Annotated in this window: 14 protein-coding genes; 9 read left to right on the top strand and 5 right to left on the bottom strand. The window is 63.2% G+C overall.

Translation table 11 applies throughout. The features are described from left to right. Nucleotides 1-16 precede the first annotated feature (16 nt). Nucleotides 17-1243, top strand: a complete 1227-nt coding sequence (locus JNB62_RS06470) for a DUF2130 domain-containing protein (protein ID WP_220300051.1) — start codon at nucleotides 17-19, stop codon at nucleotides 1241-1243. Nucleotides 1244-1797: 554 nt separating this feature from the next. Further along, nucleotides 1798-4455: an AAA family ATPase gene (locus JNB62_RS06465; protein WP_308291741.1), complete on the top strand. Its 2658-nt coding sequence runs from the start codon at nucleotides 1798-1800 to the stop codon at nucleotides 4453-4455. Between the two features lie 199 nt (nucleotides 4456-4654). Here the strand turns inward: JNB62_RS06465 and JNB62_RS06460 are convergent, their stop codons facing one another. After that, nucleotides 4655-8221 (bottom strand): YobI family P-loop NTPase, encoded by a 3567-nt coding sequence (locus JNB62_RS06460; protein ID WP_220300049.1) that lies wholly within the window; start codon nucleotides 8219-8221, stop codon nucleotides 4655-4657. A gap of 399 nt (nucleotides 8222-8620) precedes the next feature. Between JNB62_RS06460 and JNB62_RS06455 the strand changes: the two genes are divergently transcribed. The 3 genes from JNB62_RS06455 (at nucleotide 8621) to JNB62_RS06445 (ending at nucleotide 10272) form a co-directional block, all read left to right on the top strand. Then, on the top strand, nucleotides 8621-9400 hold the full coding sequence (locus JNB62_RS06455; protein WP_220300048.1) for an AbiTii domain-containing protein: 780 nt from the start codon (nucleotides 8621-8623) through the stop codon (nucleotides 9398-9400). Nucleotides 9401-9554: 154 nt separating this feature from the next. Further along, nucleotides 9555-9818 (top strand): hypothetical protein, encoded by a 264-nt coding sequence (locus JNB62_RS06450; RefSeq protein ID WP_220300047.1) that lies wholly within the window; start codon nucleotides 9555-9557, stop codon nucleotides 9816-9818. Between the two features lie 232 nt (nucleotides 9819-10050). Next, entirely contained in the window at nucleotides 10051-10272 is a 222-nt protein-coding gene (locus tag JNB62_RS06445) for a hypothetical protein (RefSeq protein WP_220300046.1), read from the top strand. Nucleotides 10273-10807: 535 nt separating this feature from the next. Here JNB62_RS06445 and JNB62_RS06440 read toward each other — a convergent pair. Beyond that, entirely contained in the window at nucleotides 10808-11047 is a 240-nt protein-coding gene (locus tag JNB62_RS06440; RefSeq protein ID WP_220300045.1) for a hypothetical protein, read from the bottom strand. 84 nt (nucleotides 11048-11131) lie between these two features. Between JNB62_RS06440 and JNB62_RS06435 the strand changes: the two genes are divergently transcribed. The 3 genes from JNB62_RS06435 (at nucleotide 11132) to JNB62_RS06425 (ending at nucleotide 15950) form a co-directional block, all read left to right on the top strand. Continuing rightward, entirely contained in the window at nucleotides 11132-12229 is a 1098-nt protein-coding gene (locus JNB62_RS06435) for a hypothetical protein (RefSeq protein WP_220300044.1), read from the top strand. Between the two features lie 335 nt (nucleotides 12230-12564). Then, the gene (locus tag JNB62_RS06430; RefSeq protein ID WP_220300043.1) at nucleotides 12565-14373 is read left to right on the top strand and encodes an ATP-dependent nuclease; all 1809 of its coding nucleotides are present in this window, start codon (nucleotides 12565-12567) and stop codon (nucleotides 14371-14373) included. 50 nt (nucleotides 14374-14423) lie between these two features. Beyond that, on the top strand, nucleotides 14424-15950 hold the full coding sequence (locus JNB62_RS06425; protein WP_220300042.1) for a UvrD-helicase domain-containing protein: 1527 nt from the start codon (nucleotides 14424-14426) through the stop codon (nucleotides 15948-15950). A 140-nt stretch (nucleotides 15951-16090) separates the two neighbouring features. On the opposite strand, the gene JNB62_RS06420 is transcribed toward JNB62_RS06425, so the two are convergent. Beyond that, on the bottom strand, nucleotides 16091-16249 hold the full coding sequence (locus JNB62_RS06420; protein ID WP_220300041.1) for a hypothetical protein: 159 nt from the start codon (nucleotides 16247-16249) through the stop codon (nucleotides 16091-16093). Nucleotides 16250-16514: 265 nt separating this feature from the next. Continuing rightward, nucleotides 16515-16661, bottom strand: coding sequence for a helix-turn-helix domain-containing protein (locus JNB62_RS06415; protein WP_220300040.1), 147 nt, complete (start codon nucleotides 16659-16661; stop codon nucleotides 16515-16517). Nucleotides 16662-16813: 152 nt separating this feature from the next. Between JNB62_RS06415 and JNB62_RS06410 the strand changes: the two genes are divergently transcribed. Then, a complete protein-coding gene (locus tag JNB62_RS06410) occupies nucleotides 16814-17458 on the top strand; it encodes a hypothetical protein (protein ID WP_222855788.1) in 645 nt (214 codons plus the stop codon). Between the two features lie 383 nt (nucleotides 17459-17841). Here JNB62_RS06410 and bsh read toward each other — a convergent pair whose 3' ends face one another. After that, nucleotides 17842-18816, bottom strand: a complete 975-nt coding sequence (gene bsh / locus JNB62_RS06405; protein ID WP_220300038.1) for a choloylglycine hydrolase — start codon at nucleotides 18814-18816, stop codon at nucleotides 17842-17844. Nucleotides 18817-19035 lie beyond the last annotated feature (219 nt).

Genomic DNA, 19035 nt, shown 5'->3' with positions numbered 1-19035 from the left:
CTACTTGGAGATACCCATGACTGAGATCACATCGACCAGCGCCTCGAACGAGATCAAGTGCCCGCACTGCGGCACCCGCTTCACGATCGACGAGGCGCAGTACGCCGACATCGTGCAGCAGGTGCGCACCACCGAGTTCGAGAACGAGCTCCACACACGCCTCGCTGCGGCGGAGAAGACCAAGGAGACCGAGATCGCTCTCGCGGTGGCGAACGCGACTCAGCAGGCGCAGAAGGTCAGTGCCGCCAAGGACACTGAGATCCAGCACCTCAAGTCCGAGCTCAAGTCGGCGGCGACCGATCAGGAGCTTGCCGTTGCGAAGGCTGTGTCGGCTGCGGAGAAGAACCTCAACGAGGCCAAGAGCAAGCTGGAGCTCCAGGCGGCTCAGCAGAAGGTTATGCACGCCGCGCTCAAGGAGTCGCACACCAAAGAGCTCGCTCTGAAGGATGAGCTCATCGCACGCTACAAGGACATGAAGGCGAAGCTGTCGGTGAAGCTCCTCGGCGAGACTCTCGAGCAGCACTGCGAGATCGAGTTCAACCGCATGCGCTCGCTCGCCTTCCCCAACGCAAGGTTCGGCAAGGACAACGACGCGTCCGCGGGCACGAAGGGCGACTACGTCTTCCGCGATTTCAGCGACGACGACGTGGAGTACGTCTCGATCATGTTCGAGATGAAGAACGAGTCCGACGCGACCACGACGAAGAAGAAGAACAGCGACTTCTTCGCCAAGCTCGACAAGGACCGCAACGACAAGGGCTGCGAGTACGCGGTGCTCGTTTCGATGCTCGAAGAGGACTCCGACCTCTACACCGGCATCACGGACGTGTCGCACCTGTACCCGAAGATGTTCGTCGTCCGCCCGCAGTTCTTCCTCGCGATCATCGCGCTTCTGCGCAACGCCGCCCAGGGCACCATCGTGGTCAAGGCGGAACTCGAACAGATCAAGAAGCAGAACATCGACATCACCGACTTCGAGTCCGAGCTCGAAGACTTCAAGTCAGCGTTCGGACGCAACTACGACCTCGCTAAGCGCAAGTTCGATGCGGCCATCAAGGACATCGACGTCGCCATCGACCGTCTCCAGAAGGTCAAGGACGGCCTGCTCGGCTCCGAAAACAACCTCCGCCTCGCGAACGACAAGGCCACGGCGCTTACGGTCAAGAAGCTCACCAAGGGAAACCCGACGATGGCGGCCAAGTTCGCTGAGCTGGATGCCCCCGAAGCGCTGGACGCCGCGTAGCACACTGCGGAAGGGGAGTCCTCCGGCGGTGAGGATTCCCCACCCAGCGGTCGTGCCAACGAACTGGTAGCCGGCCTGGCGAGCGATTCAAAGGATGGATCGCCGGACGCGCTCCCGGCATCCGAGAGAAGCACAGCGACGCACCGAGATCACACAGACGAGACCCAAGACCCAAGACCCAAGACCCAAGACCCAAGACCCAAGACCCAAAGACCCCAAGACCTCAAGACCCAAGCCGGACCGAGCCACGAAGGGAGAACGAAGGACCGAGCCACAAAGTGAGAAGGAGAACCAGCAATCCAGCAATCCAGCAATCCAGCAATCCAGCAATCCAGCAATCCAGCAAATGCACGCAGGCACCCACGGTGGACGGCGCCATTTGAAACCGCTTTGCTACAGCTACCTGCAACGCACAAAACTCCCTGGATAGCCGAGAAAACCTAGCCTACTCTGGCGCCATGCGCGGAGGTCTGGAGCGATGGAAGAGAGGCGTTGAATCCCGCGGGGTCCGGCAGGCGATCTCGTACGCGCTAGAGGGCACGTGCGACGCCCACATGCCCTACCCGACGGGCGCCGAAGCGCTCGAGGCGTATGGCGCAGCATCCGACTCAACCGTCTCTCGGTTCGTCGTCGACAACGGCGTCATCACGGCTGACGAGCTCACGGCCGGCGGTCTTCGTGTCTGGCTGACAGGAAACGACCCGGTCACCGGGGAAGAGCGCGGCCTGCAGCGGCTGAGCTCCGACGCCGACCTGCTGCTCGACGGCACGCTCAACCACCCGAAGTCGTACAGCATCGCCGCGCTGCTGCATCCCGAACTCGCAGCCGAGTTCGAAGCCCTCCAAGACCGGTTGCGGGACCGTATCCTGCTCATCTGGCAGACGGAGCTCAACGCACGCCGCGGACACGGCGGACTCATTCGCGAGGCGATCACGCGCATCGAAGTCGTCGAGCTGCAGCATCGACGCTCGCGCGCGCTCGACCCACACCTCCACCGTCACCTTTGGCTGAACATCAAGGTGCTCGGTGCGGACGGCAAGTGGTCGAACCTCGACTCGCGCATCGCGATGAAACTGCACACCGTCGTCAACGCCGAGGGCGAGCTCGCCGCCCGCACAGATCCCGCCTGGATCGCCGCGCTCGGTCGGCACGGATACACGCTCGACCTCAATGGGGAGATCGCCGAGCTCGCTGGCGCCGTCCGACCCGTCTCGCGCCGGTCGGCTCAAATCGAAGCCAACCGCGCGCGCCTGATCGCGGAGTGGTCGGCGGCGCACGGAGGATCTGCGCCGAGCGTGGAGGTGCTGCAGCAGATCGATCGGCGCGCGTGGGCGGTGTCGCGTCCGAACAAGCCGGCCGATCTCGATGAGGCGTCGTGGGAGGCGCGCGTCCGCGACGAGATCGGAGCGATCGATCCGAGTCTGATCACCCCGCGCGCCCCCATTCCAGTCGCTGCAACAGACGTGCATGCCGTCGACCTGGGTCTGCTCGCTGCACAGGCGGTCGTCGACGCGGACGAACGGTCGAGGTCATGCGGCGGCAGGTTCAGCGTGTTCGACATCCGCGCTGGCGCGATACGAGCGCTCTCACGCGCGGGCGTCGTTGCCGAGCGCGACCGGCTCGATGACGTGATCGCCGAGATCACGGAGCGTGCCACGCGTTCCGTCTACCGGCTCGTCCCGGATGATCTGCCGGCGCACGTCAAGGCGTTCATGGCGACGAAGACCGTATGCGCCAAGGTGCGTCTCGCCGGGCGCTTGGACGTGCTCGCTCAACCGGGGCGCTCCCTGTTGCCGGGCGAGTTGCGCCGGCTCGCACCGAACGCGGATCTCTTGGCGCTGGATCCGTCGCAAAGGGTTGCCGCGTGCGCCATCGCGGGCACGGACGGGCTTGTGACGGTGACCGGCCCCGCCGGCGCGGGCAAGACGACGATGCTGCGCGCTGCGTTCGCGGCGCTCACGTCGCAACGGCGACGGATGCTCGTGGCTGCCCCCACGCGAAAGGCGGCATCGGTGGCATCTCGCGAGGTCGGGGCCGCGGCATCCAGCATTCATGCCCTGCTATCGGACCATGGCTACCGATGGGGCACCGACGAGGCCGGCGCGACGATGTGGACCAGGCTTCGAGTGGGAGACGTCGATCCCAGCACGGGCGCCGCATACGGCGGACCAACCCAGTACGTGTTGCGTTCTCGCGATCGGATCGTCGTCGACGAAGCCGGCATGGTCGACCTGCAGACGGCGAACGTCCTCGTCGAGCTCGCGATCGAGCAGGGTGTCGGACTGGCGTTCGTGGGTGACACGCACCAGGCGTTGCCGGTCGGGCATGCGGGCGCGATGGGTTGTGCGATCCGGCACGCGAACGCTGCGGTCGAGCTCGACACGGTGCACCGGTTCCGCGATCCCGACTACGCGGCGCTCACACTGCGGCTCCGGGATGCGGGCGATCGCGAGCGTGCGCTGGTGGTGGCGGGCGAGCTTGCCGAACGCGGTCACGTCGCTCGGGTCGATCATCACGACGCGGCGCGTGAGCGGATGATCGGCGCGTACTTCGACTGGCACGCATGCGGCAAGCGGGTGGCGTTGGTTTCCGGCACCAATGCTGAGGCGGATGCGATCAACGACGCGATCCAGCAGCGGCGAGTCGATCGGGGCGAGCTTGACGTCCGCGTCGTCGCGTGGGGGATCGGGCAGCAGCGGATCCTCGTCGGCGACACCGTCCAGACCCGTCGCAACGACCGGCTGACGGGCGTCGAGAATCGCGCGCAGTGGATCGTGCGCGGCATCCGCGACGAGTACCTGTCTCTTGTCTCGGTGAGCGACAGCGGCGAGGTGGCGCGCGTGTCGACCGAGTACGCGCGCGAGCACCTGCAGCTCGCCTACGCGTCTACCGTGCACGGCGTGCAGGGCGACACCGCCGACGCGTCGGTGGTCGGGCCGGATGTGGATGCCGCAGGGCTCTATGTTGGCCTCACGCGCGGTCGGCTGAGCAACGTCGCGGTCGTTGTGGCGCAGACGGATGCCGCGGCCCGCGAGGGCCTCGCCGAATCGATGCAGCGCGGCACTCCGGAGTTGACGATGCAGGATGCTGCGCGCGCGGCCCAGGCGGAGATGCGGCGTGCGGCGCGGAGCCGGGAGGCAGCGACCGCTACGGGCCCGGTGGTCGAGGCGCCGAGTGCGGGGCACGGAGTGGCGATGCGGGCGCGCGCTTAGCGAGATAGCGTTCCGGCGGGCTACGCGGTCGCCGCAAGCGGGCCTCAGGTTCGCTCGCAACAATCTCCTCGCCTGCTGCTTGCGATCCGGGGTTGCGACTGTTGCACAACTGCGCATTCAGGCGTCAACGCGGATGAGGCATGTTGAATACGGCAAAGCTTGAGCGCAAGTGGACCACCGCCATGAGGCGTGTGTCGAGTTACTTCTGACGGAGGCTCACGCGCAGTTTGCCGTCCTGCAACGGGAACTTGGACACGACGCCCGCAAGTTGTAGGGCGTTAAGGATGGTTCGCGCATCTGCCGAGTCGGTGATGGGGGTGACGCCGAACCCGGGGTCGGCTACCTTAGACCACGGCCGACCGAGGGTCCGCAAGATCCCGCGGAGTTCGTCGCTCGAGATTCGCTCCATGAACCGCGCGAGAAGTGCGATGGTCTTCTCCGCGCTTATGCCACCGGCGCGCGCCGCGTTGATCCCACTAGCGCTGGGCAGGAATCCGCCGGCGAGTGCACGATCCGCGTACGCCTCGTAAGCGTCGCGCGGAATGGTCGGATACTGCTGGAACGCTCGCGCCACGGGGAGATGGAGCGTCGGGTGAGAGTCGTCCCGAAGAAGCGGCGCAATGAACCTCACGTCGAGTGTGTCGGGTGAGATCAGGGCGACGAAGTTCTCGGAGTGGGCCATCGCGTGGGACTGTGTTTGCCAGTCCACCATGAGCCTCGAGGAGAATGCGTTTTCGTCGTCGTGAATCAGTTCGGCGGCGATGAGATTGCCAACGAGCTCGCCCGGTCTCGGTGCTATTTGGGCCGCTTCCAGGACTCCCGGTTCGAGAGATTGCGCTAGCTTCACACGCTGGCTTGCGTCGAGTTCCCTTGCAGTTGAGTTCAGGATTGCGAGCGCCATTTGAGCCCGTTCCGCGGGGTCTGCGTCCGCCCACTCGGTGATCGCCGCCGCACTGCTCAGAGAATGACCGAGATCGTCGTCGACCTCGCCGTACTCCTCGATGTATGCCGCGACGTTTGCAAAGGTCATCGGTGCGCGTTCGCTTCGTGCAACCGCGGGCCATGTATCGGAGGGCACCTCGCTGAGGTCGGAAAGGCGACAATTCGGTTCCGCGTGAGCTAGGACGGTCTCCACAGCTGCGGAGTCTGCATCGCCAACCGCGACCAGGAACTTGATGAGCATCGCGGGCGAGGTGACTGAGTACCGCGTGTCGCCGGACTCGAGAAGCGCGCGCGCATAGTCCGACGCGAGGGTGACCGCGTAGTCGAAGGCGACGGAGCTGGCTGCTGCGAGTTGGTCAAGCGAGATGTCGCTGGGAGTGGCGATCAGTTCGAGGTTCTCGCGGGTCAGGGCGTACGAGCGAGTTGTCTTGAACTCAGCGACTGCTTCCTGAGTGAGCCCTGCGAGTGAGGGGACGACAGCATCTATGTAGCTGACGAAACGCACGACGTTGGCTGCATCTTCTGGCGCGGCGTCGGGAGCCAGCCCAGGAAGCTCGCGATAGTTCGCCTCGATGAAGGTGCGCAGTTCTGGGGAGCGGTGGTAGCGGACCTCGTTGCGGCGGTTCGAGATGGCGGTGTCCATGAGCACGACCCGTTCGGGGAGGCTCAGCGTGGGCGTGGAGACCAGGTGTACGTAGATGTCCTTCATCAAGGGAGCGAGGCGAGCCACCAGCGCCTGCTTCTGCCCACCCGATTCTAGGTACCGGTCGATGAATTCCAATCCCACGGAGTCGCTGTTGGCAATACTCGAGGCAACGGTCGCAGCTTCGTCGGGTCGTGACGACAGTAAATGATCGAGGATGCCGATGTTGAACATGCTTCGTTCGACGAGTACTGCGGATCCTTGGTCCCAGAGAATTGCGTCGACATCGTCACCGTCGAGCGGGTAGTCGGGTTCTGCTACTCCGTGGTCGATGAATCGCATCACGTACGTCATTGCGTCGGGGCGGATCAGCTTGCCGTAGAACGAGGACACGTGCAGAGCGAAGTACGAGGTGATGTATCCGTTGACGACCAGATCAACGGCCAGCCTGGATGGAAGAATCTCCTGCGCCCACGCTCGAAAGCTCACGCGCTTCTGGAGAAGGTGCTGGGAGTACGTGAATCGTGAGTCGGCGGCTAGCTGTTTCCAGGTGTGACGCTGAAGGAATTCGATCTCCGCTTCGTTTCGTTCGATCGTGCGCTCTGCCTCCGCGGCCGAGTCCTCCACGAAATCAGCAGCGTTCAAGGAACGGTCGATGAGGACTTCGATAACCTCCCTACCCAGTTGCATACTCTGCGTGCCGTAACCGCGTCCTGGGGGGTGGGCCTCAACGGTGAGTGGAAGGTCCTCGTCGAGGAAGGTTTCCCAGAACCCCGCCGACTGCAATTTGGCGTCTGGGACTTTCGCGCCCTTATGGCGAATCTCCGAAGTCGCCAGACCGGTGCCCGGCGCTCCGGCGAGCGCGTCGATGCGCTCGCGCAGACGTTGACCGATGTCTTTCGCGTGCTCTGCCGCGGCCGTTCGACGTGCGATGCGACGGCGGAGGTCCCGATTCTCTGCGCGGAGCGATGCGATGTTGGTCCGTACGAGTTCGCGCCAGGTCTCCCAGAGCCTGTCGAGAGAACTTTCCGCGTGGCGAATCTTCTCGAAGTCCCCCATGTGTGCGTTCTTGAACAGGATCATCGCGAACAGCCGGTCCGGGTCCAATTCCGGTACCGGTGTCTCAACATCGAGTAGTCGGTGTTTGAACACCTCGTATTCGTTTAGCGCGTTATGAACCAGACGCATGTCCGCGAGATGCCGAGCCGCAAGGTCAACCAGGTCCTTCGAGATCTTGTGTCCACGCTTGTCGAGCAAGTCGGACATCAGATCGCGGGCGTTCTTGTGCGTGATAAACGGGACGACGGGGATGACGAGTTCGAAAAACTTCGTCCGGTTGGCGCGCGCCAGCTCGGCCCGGGCCTCGTCCGTCCGCGCGATCGTCAGGTCCTGTCCGAGCTTTTCGAACACGCTGTCTCGCACCGCGTAGATGAACCGGATCCTCCGCCCGCCGAGCTGCTGCGCCGCGTTGAGGAGCCCGTTCAACGAACGTAAGGCTTCGAAGATGTTCGGGTCGTTGAAGCGGTCAAGGTCTTCGATGATGACGATGTCACGTTTCCGGTTCGTCTCGAAGAAGTAGATGATCTCGTCGAGATACTCGTCGAAGTAGCTGACCGACCGGGGCGGAAGAGTGATCGTCGCGGGCCCCGCAGTTACTCTCTCAATTCCGAGACGCCCACGAGCTAGGGCGCGCGCTAGAACTGTGACGCCACCCGCGATGAGGGCGACCACAAGGAATAGACCGATCACCGCAAACACGTGAGGACGCTCAGACACGGTCACCGCAAGCGACGGTGACACCACCACGTCAAGACCGATGACCATTCCGAGCGCGACCGCTATTGCTCCGGCGACTCCAGCGATCCACAGTTCGTGCCCCCATCGAAACCGACCGATCCGCCGAAACCGTGACGCCGGCGCCTTCGCCGGCCTCTGCTGGTATAGGAGTTGCTTGACGATCTCCTTCTGGATGCGATTGGTGGTCGATGTGGCTGCCGGGTTCGTGTCCCCGCCCGGCATAACGATCTCCGGCTGCACGCCGAGGGTGAGTAGGGAAAGCTCAACCACCCGCCCGTCGTACACCGTCGCGACTTGGCGAAGGATGCTGCTCTTGCCGGTGCCGTACGTGCCAGCGAGTGCGATGTTGCGCACTTCTGGCTGGGTGTCGATCGTCCTCTTCAAGATCGTGAAGTAGACGCCGTGCGCAGGGAATGAGTACTCGGGTGCCAAGCTCGACATCTGTGGCGCTGACTCAGTGATTTCGGCCCCGGTTCGCTGACGTCCCATTCGAGTCCCTTCTCGTCGCGAGTGCGTCGGATCGGAGCGCCGAAAGCCACGCTCTTGGCTGCTCGCTCTCGAAATCCTACGAGGAGCAATTGCGCGATCCGCTGCCAAGCCATGTCGGCGTGGCGGCATGCGCCGCGTGATCTCCGTCGGCATCCGAGGATCGACACGGGGGCGCAACCTTGGGGAACTGCCCCACGGACGTGGTGGCCGCTGCGGTGCCCCAGCGGCCAACCGATGCGTGCACACTTTGTGTCGCGGCGGACGGGTGTCCGCACCTGACGAGATACTTCAAGAGTGAGCACCAAACGCGGAACCCTCTTGTCGCAGATCGAACGCGATCTTCTCGACGAGAAGCCGCTCGACACGCTGCTGCGCAAGCTCATTCTGCTGGGCGGCAACACGGGGTCTGCGGAGCTACGCGACTGGGCCTCTATGGAACTCCGTGGCTACGAGAAGCAGGACGAGCTCCCGTCGTACAGATCCGTGCATGCACCGCTCCAGATCGACGGATCGGTCCCGGGTGGCATCATCAGGCACCAGACAATCGGCGCGCTCGACATCCCTGACTTCGCCCGAGACGAGATCAAAGAGGTCGTCCCACTGCGCATGGGCGTACGAGAAATTCGCGGCATGGTCGACCAGCAGAGGGGCGACAAGGTAGTGAAGCTGCTGCCTCCCGGGGCTCCAGATCTCGTGAGCTACATGAACATGACAGGCGAACTGAACGGCCACATCACTGACCTGTACTGGAGCGTCAGCACAGTCGCCCTTGAGGGTGTGCTGGACCAGATCCGAACCCGCCTCGCCGAACTTATCGCCGAGCTTCGCTCCAGCACCCCGGCCGGGCAGTCGCTACCCACCCCGGCCCAGGCCGCCAACGCCGTGAGCTTCGTTATCAAGGGCCGAGGAAATCGAGTTCATATCGCTCAGGCCGCCGAGGGGAGCACTGTCACGATTCCTCCCGAAGACGCGACGACGCCTTTCTGGACCCGGGCGAAAGTGATCGGCGCAGCGCTTGTGGGCCTCGCGACGATCGTGGGTACCGGCATCGCAGTGTTGCAGTACGCGGCTTGAACGAGCAGCGAACCTACGAGGAGAACATGTCAGCACCGGAGCTCCCCGAACTGTCACATACGTACTCGTCGAAAAGGACGCAGACTCTGTAACGGTGACGTGGGGTCTCGGCGACCCCGTCGAGACCCCAACGCCCGAGTACTTCGGATGCGGCATGTACTACTACGACCCGGCCGGAAACGGGGGTAAGCGGTTCGGCGTCAGGTTCAGCGCCGAAATCACTGCGTGGATCTTCGACAATGGAGCCGCAACTCAGGCCAACTACCTGGCAGACAGTGTCACGGCAACGACGGATGCCGTCGTCGTTCATTTCAATCATGCGACTCTCGGGTTGCTGCGGATCGGGACGATTGCGGCCTACGGGCACATCGAAGGGCGCAATGAGCAGCTTGAGAACCCCGTGAGCCTGCTCCGCTGATGACCGACGCCGACGCTGAGCAGGCCGACTCATTCGGCGAGAAGATCGTCGAGATTGTGTTCACAACTGGGTCGACGCCGAGTTGACTCGACGCGGCCACGGGTTCACGCGGGCCGATGTCGGCAAAGCGATCATCGAGCTCCCGCCGTTCGGTGCAACGCCGACCGTGCGGTTAAACGACGATGTCTCCCTCCAAGCACGGGCGTGGCGCGGCTCCGATAGCAAAAGTGAGGTGGTCACGCCGGAGAATGTCAGCAGCTTGGAGGCCTTTTGGCCCGTTGGCATCCGCGCCGACAGCGGTTGGCTGGCGTACGTCGTGGTGGGGGCGAGCGGCTACGTTGCCTTCCACTTCCGGTACAACAAGCAGCGCAACGCTGAGCTTCTCGGCTTGGCCGATGACTACCTCGAAACCGCCGGGGGGAATTACGCGCGCGCTCCGCCCAGCGAACGATAACCTGCTCTCGGCCGCCGAGCTGACGGTTCAGGCGCAGACGCTCGGCCGGTCCGAACAGACGACATTCCACAACGTTCGAACAAGTGGCTCCCGGCAACGAGCGCCTGGGAAATGCACCGGACGGATTGTTTGCGCTTCTCAAGCGACTCCGGAGTGAGGGCCCCGCTGCGCGGTACGGAGACGGTATGGATGAGATGCCGGAGTTGATCGCGACAGTACGAACGATGATCGAGCATGCGGCAGCGAGAACTGGCCCTGTCGCCGTGGACCCGTCAGTCGAGACAACTAAGCCTCGATCCATCGATGAGCCTGGGTGTTGAGCTGGTACCGAGACCGCACACTCGGGACCGCAAGCGCGCACTGCCCGCAGGGGGATCCAATTCGAGCGAGCGCTCGTGTGCGGATCCGACGCAGGAAGTTTCGGAGGGCCGAAAGGCTTTCGCGCGTAGCCAACCTCAGCCATGATCGGAACTATGGATGGCCGGAGCACGTTGCTGTACCCAGCGATCGAGTCAACGTAGCCGCGCCAATGTCGTCACGTCGACAACGCGAGAACGCCATCCAGTTCCTCGGCGGACACCCCACGGGTCAGCCTCTCTTCCGCGATGCCAGGCCAGCCCGCAAGCTGCAAGTGCTGGTCGACGTTGACGTGTGGGAGCAGCTCTCGAAACAGCGAGTCGGTTCCGAAGCCACCTTGTATCGCCTCCTCCAGGATGAACGCGTCGAGATGAGCTTGTATAGCGATGATGGCCCCCCACCGGACGTAGAGCGCCACGAAGCTAACGGCTATCTCCGCGGGGACGAGGCAATCGGATGGACCGTCCTATCGCCTGCGCACGACGAGATGGTCGCCTACTCCGTGACGACGGCGACCCGGACTACCGTCGTCCACCGGGCTCTCCTCGCCGACCAAGTACTCATGCCCGGCTGGGTGCTGACCGAGGAGACTGGCGCCGCCGACGATGCGGCGGCTCGCCTCATCGCTACGGCACATGAAATCGGCGTAGATATCCTCATCACCGAGCGGAAGGCCGTCCTCGACACCGAGTTCGAAGACCGCGGGAACTGTCGGTTCGCACCTCCTCTCGTCGCGCTATCGCTCATCGCTCTCTACCTACGCTCAGCGGGCGAGTACATCCTCGCCGCATCCTCGGGCTTCATCGGGACTGCCCACCGTCGAGGGTTCTACGACCGGGCTGCGTCCCGTGCTATTCCTTCGCTTGACACTTTCATAGGGCTTGCTGGCGAGAGCGTGAGTGCCACCAGGCTACTCACCATCACTCGTCGCGCCCGGGCGCTCATTGAGGCGCGCGACCGGCTGGCGTTACTGTTGAGTGAACCGTCCACCGATGACGTCGCTGATGCAGCCGAGGCCACTTTCACACACGCCTTGGTGGACATGGTGGCTTTCCATGACTTGCTGGCACGCGTGGTCAACGAGATGCTGCCCTCCCCAGAGCCCCTTGCGTTTCGGGCCAAGTGGCAGCAGGAGAAGTGGCGAGCGGCCGCCATCGCTGCGTTTCCCGAGCTTCATGACGCTTGGCGTGATGACGGCTTCGCCATGTTGCTGAACAAAGCGCTAAGGGCCTTGAGGAACGAGATCCACGATGTGGCCGCCGTCACCGCTCCGTTTCGGACCAAGTGGGGGCCTCCCGAGATGGGTCTTGCCTTCCACGAGAGAGTCGGCGACAAGGTACTCATTGCCGTGCGCGGAATCGCCCACAACACGGACCTAGGTATCGCTCGGTTCCTCGCCGACGGCCACGCGTTCCGTCCGCTCGTATTCTTCGAGTTCGCGCTGCCCTGGCTCTTCGCCTCCGTACACGCAACGCTCGCCGCGCTAGTCCCCTCTTTGACAGGTGAGGTCCGTCCCGCCGCGATTGGGATTCTGGATACGGAAGCCGTCGGCGAGGTTGTAGACGCCATTATTAACATCCGAGTGGTGACTCCGAAATAGCCCTCAGTTCCCTCAGCCACTAGGACCAGAGACCGCCGCAACTCCGCTCCAATATCGCGATGTCGAGTTCTGCCCTGCACGCTCCAATCTGCCCGCATAGCGATTCGCCGCAGCCGCACAGAACTTATTGCGGCAGCCCAAGGCCGAGCGCTGCTCATCTCGGTTCGGCGCACGCCCGATACACTCACGCTGTGATGAGGTTTGGGCCAATGTGGCCCGCGGTGCGGGCGGCAATCTGCAAACGGATGCCGAGGAGGGCTCGAAATGGTTTCCGGTCGGTCTGCCTGCGGTGGACGAGAGCTCGATTTGCACGTCCTCTTTAGCGCGGAGCGATCGTGCATCTGAGCCGCATCGAAGTTGAAGGGTATCGTGCGTCCGCGATCGCGCCGATAACGTGTGAGTTCGGCGGTCGGTTCGCCCTAGTCGTGGGCGCCAACGGAGCGGGAAAAACCACCATCAACGAGGCAATCGCGCTTTCGCATCCTCGCATTTTTCCTAGGTTGGCGCCGATGGATGCGAGTGCGCTTGGACCTGCCCCGCGCGCGGTTCGCGTGGAGTACGCGTACGAAGTTTCGGATTCAGAGGGTGCATTGGGCGAGTATCGCCAAAGTCATGGACTTCCGGCGCCCAAGTGGAGTCGGCCACTAGAACGTTCGCTCGGACAGGTGCGTGCTGGTCGCCCCGTCGAGCCGCAGAGCGAGTACGAGAACATGCGGCTTGTGCATCTTCCAGCGTTACGCAATCCGGTCGACGACCTGTCGCGACGCGATGCTCGAATCCTCTTGGAACTGCTCCGTGCTGACGATCGGCGCGACCCGGCTGCAGGGGCACTGCGGTCGCTTCGTGCGCAGGCTGAGTCAATGTTGCAATTACTCGCCGAGCACGAGCTCGTCGGAAATGTCGAGGGCCGAATTGCGGAGAACCTCCGAACGATCAGTGGCGGTATCCAGGAACACCACGCCTTTGTTGGCACGCAAACTGTCGACGATACATATCTCGCTCGAGTGTTCGAGATGTTGCTCGCCCTTCTGCCCGATCGCGGTGCGGCTCGGCGTCTACAGGCGTCCAGCCTCGGTTACGTCAACCTGCTGCACATCGCTGTGACTCTGGCTGGCATTCCTGACGCGGGAACGCTTCCGGCTCGTGATGCAGGTCCAGTCAGCAGCCCGCCGACTCTCGACTCGGCGCCGGACTCGAGTGCGGACGCAGCGCGCGCAAGACTCGCGGACGCCGCGGAGTCCGCTGACGCTGACGCTGACTCGTTCTACCCAGAGCTGTTTCACGCGACGGTTCTGATCGAGGAGCCCGAGGCGCACCTCCATCCTCAGCTTCAATACGGCCTAGTGCGATACCTACGCCGGTTGGTTGCCCAACGTCCGGACATTCAAGTGATCGTGACGACCCACTCAGCGGATCTTGTCGCGGCGTGCGACCCGGAGGACGTCGTGATCGTGCGGAAGGATGCGGCGGGTCACACGCTCGCTCGTCGCGTGGCGGACATCCCAGTCTCAGGGAAGCTCAAGACTTCTCTGTTCCAGCAGACGAGGTTGCATCTCGACGCCACTCGGTCCGCGGCCCTTTTCGGCGACCGAGTGCTGCTCGTCGAGGGAGTGACCGAGGCGAGTCTGCTTCGACTTCTCGGACGAGTTTGGGCGGGCGATGACGATGCCAGGGTAGGTTTCATCGACGCGCTGTCGATCCTGCCGATCGGTCACAAAGTTGGGCAATGGCCCATGCGCATGCTTGCTTCCCGAGGGCACGAGCTAGTGACACGGGTCGCAGCCCTGTCCGACACCGATTTTAGGGGCGATCCACTCCCCGACCCGGCTCCGCCTGCATGGCACGCCAAACTGGACCCGGCGTCGGCGCGATACTTCTGGTCGCGACCGACTCTTGAACCATCCCTCGTTGCCGGAAATGAATCGCTCATAGAGCGAGCCTTCGACGCAATCGAACTCACAAAACCCGCGAGCGGGATCGCGCCCGCCAGCGTGGATGCCTACTTTCGCGCGAACCCGAAGAAGAAGGCAAGGTTCTGCCTCGCGCTTGCAAGACTTATCGACACTGACGCCTCAATCGTCGTTGTGCCCGAACACATTGAGAAGCTGTTCTCCTGGCTCTTCGACGGCGACGAGCCAGGGTGACGCCCAAACGATGTGCCCCGGAGAAGTTACTTCGCCCATGATCAACGCTCATGGTCCGTCTTACTGACGCTCAGGTGGTAGCCGCTGCGGCAACAGATCGACTGGTTAATGTGGTGTCCGCGCCGGGCAGTGGCAAGACGACCGTAGCCGCTGAGCGCTACGGGTACCAGCGATTCTCGCACGGCGATTTGCGAGGGGTGATCGGCCTGACGTTTAACCGCGCTGCTGCCGCGGAGCTGGGTCGGCGCGTCCGGGCAAGGTGGGGCTCAAACTGCATCGTTCCGCCGCACCGGGTCGTCACGTTCGACCATCTGCACATCGACCTACTCACCTTCTTCCTGCGTCAAGGCAAAGTGAGCTGGCCGCAGGGGGCGGTCGATCTCGACGTTCGCGATGACTATCGCGGAATGCGGGGACATCGATTCTTGCAATCCGGCGGATATCTTCGGGTAGCCGGACTCGACAAGCGGGCGAACGTCATCTCGACGAGCAGGAGGGTGACGAGCCCTCAGATGGGCATAGGCAATGTCGATGATCATCGTGCCGCGCTATCCGCCGGTGTGTCGAGTCACGATGATGTCCGTGAGGTGTTGCGCGCAGCGATGAAGGTCAAGGGTCTGAGAGAGGCGGCAGCAAACTGGTTGTCAGACAACTATCGTGCCCTAATCGTGGACGAGGTGTATGACGCCGATGATCTTGATTTGATGGTCGTTTACCTTGCGGCCGAAGCTGGCCTGAGCGTCACGATCATTGGGGACCCGTGGCAAGCCCTGTACAAGTGGCGAGGTGCCCGGCCGGAGGTAGTCGAGGAGCTCTTGACGAGCACGACTGACCGCTTCTCCACATACGACCAGCCTGAGTCCTTCCGCTTTCGTGGGGCACAGATGCCTCAGCTTGCGCGGGACCTTCGAGCGGGACGCGGCGTCGAACTCCCCGCCGTCTCGAGTGCTGAGGTCGATGTCGCACTGGCACGCAATTGGTCCCAGCTTTGGTCAGGAGGAGACAACGTCCTCCCCTTGGCCTTTCGTACGGTCAACAACGCGATCGACGCGGCAATGAAGCTGCTACTCGATGTCATCACTCGAACCCGTCTGGGTGTCGAGTCCTACGGGCGTGATGGGTCGATCGCAAAGCTGGGGCTGAGTCGCGAGAGGTTCCGCGCGGAGCAGGACGTAGAGTTTGGTCCGCTCGTACTTAAACTGCGAGAAGGCGACCCTCCGTCATCCATACTCGATGGTCTGCGTGAGGCTGCCAGGCGGATGGGCGCCAGACGACCGTCCAGACTGTCGGACGACAAGGAGGCGGCGCTCGAGCAGCAGCTCACGATGCTCGCCACTCGGTTAAACCAGCCCACGTTGATCCCAGGCCTGACCGTTTTTCAGGCCAAAGGCCGCGAATGGGATCGAGTGGGTGTCGTGCTCTCGAGGTCCCAATCAGCGATCCTGAGTTCAGGCCTACGGGAACACGAGGAGGAACACTGCATAATCTACGTCGCCCTGACGCGTGCGAAGAGCGCGTGCGGGCGTCTCACAGATTCGGAGGGCGTTGCAGCAGACGCTCTCCCGTTGAACCTCTAACGGTGGGAACGCTGATCACCCCCAGAGCCGGCGATGGATCGCCGCTCGGTGGGTGCTCGCCGAGACGATTCTGAGCGGTTCGGAGGCGCCGACTGGGGAGCGGCGGCGGCGATCCCCGGCTGGTGCGAGAGCCCCTTGAGCTACTCGCTGCCCAGAAGGTCGTCTAGTTCCGCCCCGAGCGAGCCGATCTTGCCCTGGAGCTCGACGGCCCGCGTCATATCAGCATCGCTGAGATGGGCTCGCGCACGATTGATGCGGTCACCGGTGATTGCAGTCAACTCGTTCGAGAGGAGGGTCATGAGCACATCGTATGGTGAGCTGGCTCCGCGCCAAGAGACGACGCAATCGCGTGTGCTAAGAGGAAGACATCCCTGGGTCGCCACGCAGAGCGGTCCGTGGCCCACGCCGCTCCATCGGAGCGGATATGCGCCGCTGATGGAGGCGGCTCCTCCGCGTCCGCTTGGGGATTGCACGCGAACGCCTCTGCCCCCTTCACTGCGCGCGGCCCAGAGAAGCATCCTCAACGAGCAGCCGGACTCCGTCAGTCGGGACGACCCCGGCGGTTCAGGCGTCGACGCCGAAGGCGCGCAGCAGCGGCACGCGGGGGATCATGCGGCGCGGCCCGAGCTGGGCCGTGGGGATGGTCCCGCTCTCGATACCGAGCTTGATCGTGCGGTAGTCGACGCCGACGAGCTTTGCGGCATCCTTCATTGTCAGTGCCAGAGAATCTTGTGACCGGTTCATGGTCCCGCCCTCCTGTGAGCCAGCAGTGTCAGTCTCCCTTCATCGCAAAGTACCACAGGAGTGAGCCAAGATCGACAGTCTTCTTCGCGAATCTTCGATGACCTGGAATAGTGGGCTTCATGGCAGACGTCGAGGCGTACGACTTCAGCGACGAACGCATCGATCTCGGTAGTGGGGTGACACTTCCGAAGGTGTGGCACGCGCGCGTGTCAGGGGAGCAAGACGTGCCAGGGACCATCACCGTCCGCGTGGAGTGGGACAGGACGCTCGGACGCACCGCCGTCGTCTTCGCTGCCCTCAAGCGCGAAGCGGAGGGCGTCGATATCACCAGCCAGGTGCTCCGCGAGGTGCGAACGCACTGGATCATGACGAGGTCAGCTCTCGATGTTGTCACCGTCGACATCGGCGCTAGGGATGGCGAAGAGCTCGAGCGCATACCGGTGCGCGAATTCCTCACCCGCGTGCGGGCGCAGGGGGAGCGCGAGCCTGTCGAGTCCCTCCACGCCGCGATCTCCGTCTATCGCGTTGCGACAGCGATCAGCTATCCGCCACTGAAGCTCGTCGCCGACACTCTCCAGATCAGCCAGAGCACCGCGACCCGCCTCATGAGTCGCGCGCGCGACTCGGGTCTGGCACCCGAAGTCCGCATCCAGGAGCCGCGGCGCGCGCCGGCTGTCGACCCCTACAACCCGGGCGGGGCCTACGACCCCACGGCGCCCCACCACGGGCCTTCCCAGCCCGGAGGGCCTTCGATGGGCCGATGAGAGACGCGGTGGGGACGCCGTCCGTTCGCGAGATGCCGTCAACGCGCCGCCGCGAGCCGGCTGAACATGTTGCTAAATGAATACCGTAGTGTCCAGCAAAGTGCCCAAAATGCGTGACGCTCAATAGTGCTCGGAGCACGTTCTCAAACGGTGGTTCGCCGTGTGGCCCGGAATCACGCCTCGCGGCGGGCAATTTTTGCCCGCATTTTGCCCGCATCCTATTCGTCGCTGGCTGTTTTCGGACGTCGCCCGATGCCGCTAAGCTCCCGAAAACTCGCGTAATTCCGCGGAAGTTGTCGTTTGAGGTTGTTATGCAAAATGCTCAGAACGTGTTCGAGTCCCTCCAGGGGGCTCCGTCCTTCTGACCGCTCCCAGCGCGTCCCTCAGTTCTCCATGCGGATCTGCTGGCCCTTGATGAGCGGGTAGTCCACGAGGTCAGTGCCGTCCAGGTCCTCCTTGTGCATGTCGATCCCGGTCACCTGGCTGTTCTCGTAGGTCGTGTAGTAGTAGATCCCCTTGTCGGTGTTGCAGCAGGACGAGTAGATGGTGATCTCGAACTTGCCGGGAGAGACCTCGACGCATCCGCGCTGCTGGGCGACGGAGCCGAGGATCTGGAAGAACTGGCTGATCGATTCGGACTCCGAGTCCCCCGACACGGAGTTCATCTTCGTGAAGGCCACTTTGACGAATCGGGACGCGGATGAAAGGTCTCCGGGCAGGCCGATGGCCCCCATTCCACGGCTGTAGACGTCGAACTCAAGCTCATCGGAGAAGTGTTTCTCGGGCGGGTTCTTCGAGAGGTGCATGAAGTTGTTCAGGTTGAACAGCTGGATGTCGAAAGTGGGATTGTTCGTGAGCACCCCGACGGGGTTGTCGTACACCTTCAGGCCCTCCTTCACGCTCTCCACGGTGATCGATGCCGTCCGATCGGAGATGATCCAGTGCAGCGGCGACAGAGGGAAGTCGACGCTGAAGGAGATGTCGACGAGGCTGATCGTCTCGAGTGCCGCCTTCACTTCGCCCACGGTCTCGAACTGCCCGAGGATCCACGGGATGAACTCGAAGGGGGTGATGTTCGTCTTGCCTGCGACTTCGGGCTTGTAGTCCGCGTTCTCGGGGAAGTTGAGCCCCGCCATGCTGAGGCCCTTTTCGTTCGTGGCGTCGTAGTAGAGCGGGTATCCGTCTGCGATCGTCGCCATGCCGATGATGGCGTGGTGAGTTCGCATCGGATCCGTCTTGCGGAATTCAAACGGGAAGTTACGCGGTGTCACCGTCACTGTCTCGTTGTACGAGAACTCCAGGTCGAGATTCCGACCGAAGTAATGATCCCGCGTGGTGTAGTTGGCGCCTGTGCACATGTGTCGACCTCCGGCTGAGATCCTCCCCGTGCTGCGCAACCCTACGTCGGGGAGGACCGCTTGGCTACGGGCGGACGGACCGCTGGTCCTCGCCGGTCGTCGTTCTTTTCACTCATTGTGCGCGATGCTGCGACGCGCCCGAGGGAGTTGAGTACCCCCGTACTGTCGCGGAGGCACCGGGGGGTGCACCGACGACTTGGTGGCCGGAAGGCCTTCGAG

The sequence above is a fragment of the Microbacterium jejuense genome (genome assembly GCF_019511665.1).
Lineage (GTDB): Bacteria > Actinomycetota > Actinomycetes > Actinomycetales > Microbacteriaceae > Microbacterium > Microbacterium jejuense_A.
Note: the sequence above shows the minus strand (reverse complement) of the source record. Positions and strands in the feature narration are given on the sequence as shown.

Bases quoted from the DNA above. Each gene is read 5' to 3' on its own strand.
- JNB62_RS06425 (WP_220300042.1), top strand. From the start codon at position 14,424: ATGGTCCGTCTTACTGACGCTCAGGTGGTAGCCGCTGCGGCAACAGAT.
- JNB62_RS06420 (WP_220300041.1), bottom strand. From the start codon at position 16,249: ATGACCCTCCTCTCGAACGAGTTGACTGCAATCACCGGTGACCGCATC.
- JNB62_RS06450 (WP_220300047.1), top strand. From the start codon at position 9,555: ATGTACTACTACGACCCGGCCGGAAACGGGGGTAAGCGGTTCGGCGTC.
- JNB62_RS06415 (WP_220300040.1), bottom strand. From the start codon at position 16,661: ATGAAGGATGCCGCAAAGCTCGTCGGCGTCGACTACCGCACGATCAAG.
- bsh (WP_220300038.1), bottom strand. From the start codon at position 18,816: ATGTGCACAGGCGCCAACTACACCACGCGGGATCATTACTTCGGTCGG.
- JNB62_RS06410 (WP_222855788.1), top strand. From the start codon at position 16,814: ATGGCAGACGTCGAGGCGTACGACTTCAGCGACGAACGCATCGATCTC.
- JNB62_RS06470 (WP_220300051.1), top strand. From the start codon at position 17: ATGACTGAGATCACATCGACCAGCGCCTCGAACGAGATCAAGTGCCCG.
- JNB62_RS06465 (WP_308291741.1), top strand. From the start codon at position 1,798: ATGCCCTACCCGACGGGCGCCGAAGCGCTCGAGGCGTATGGCGCAGCA.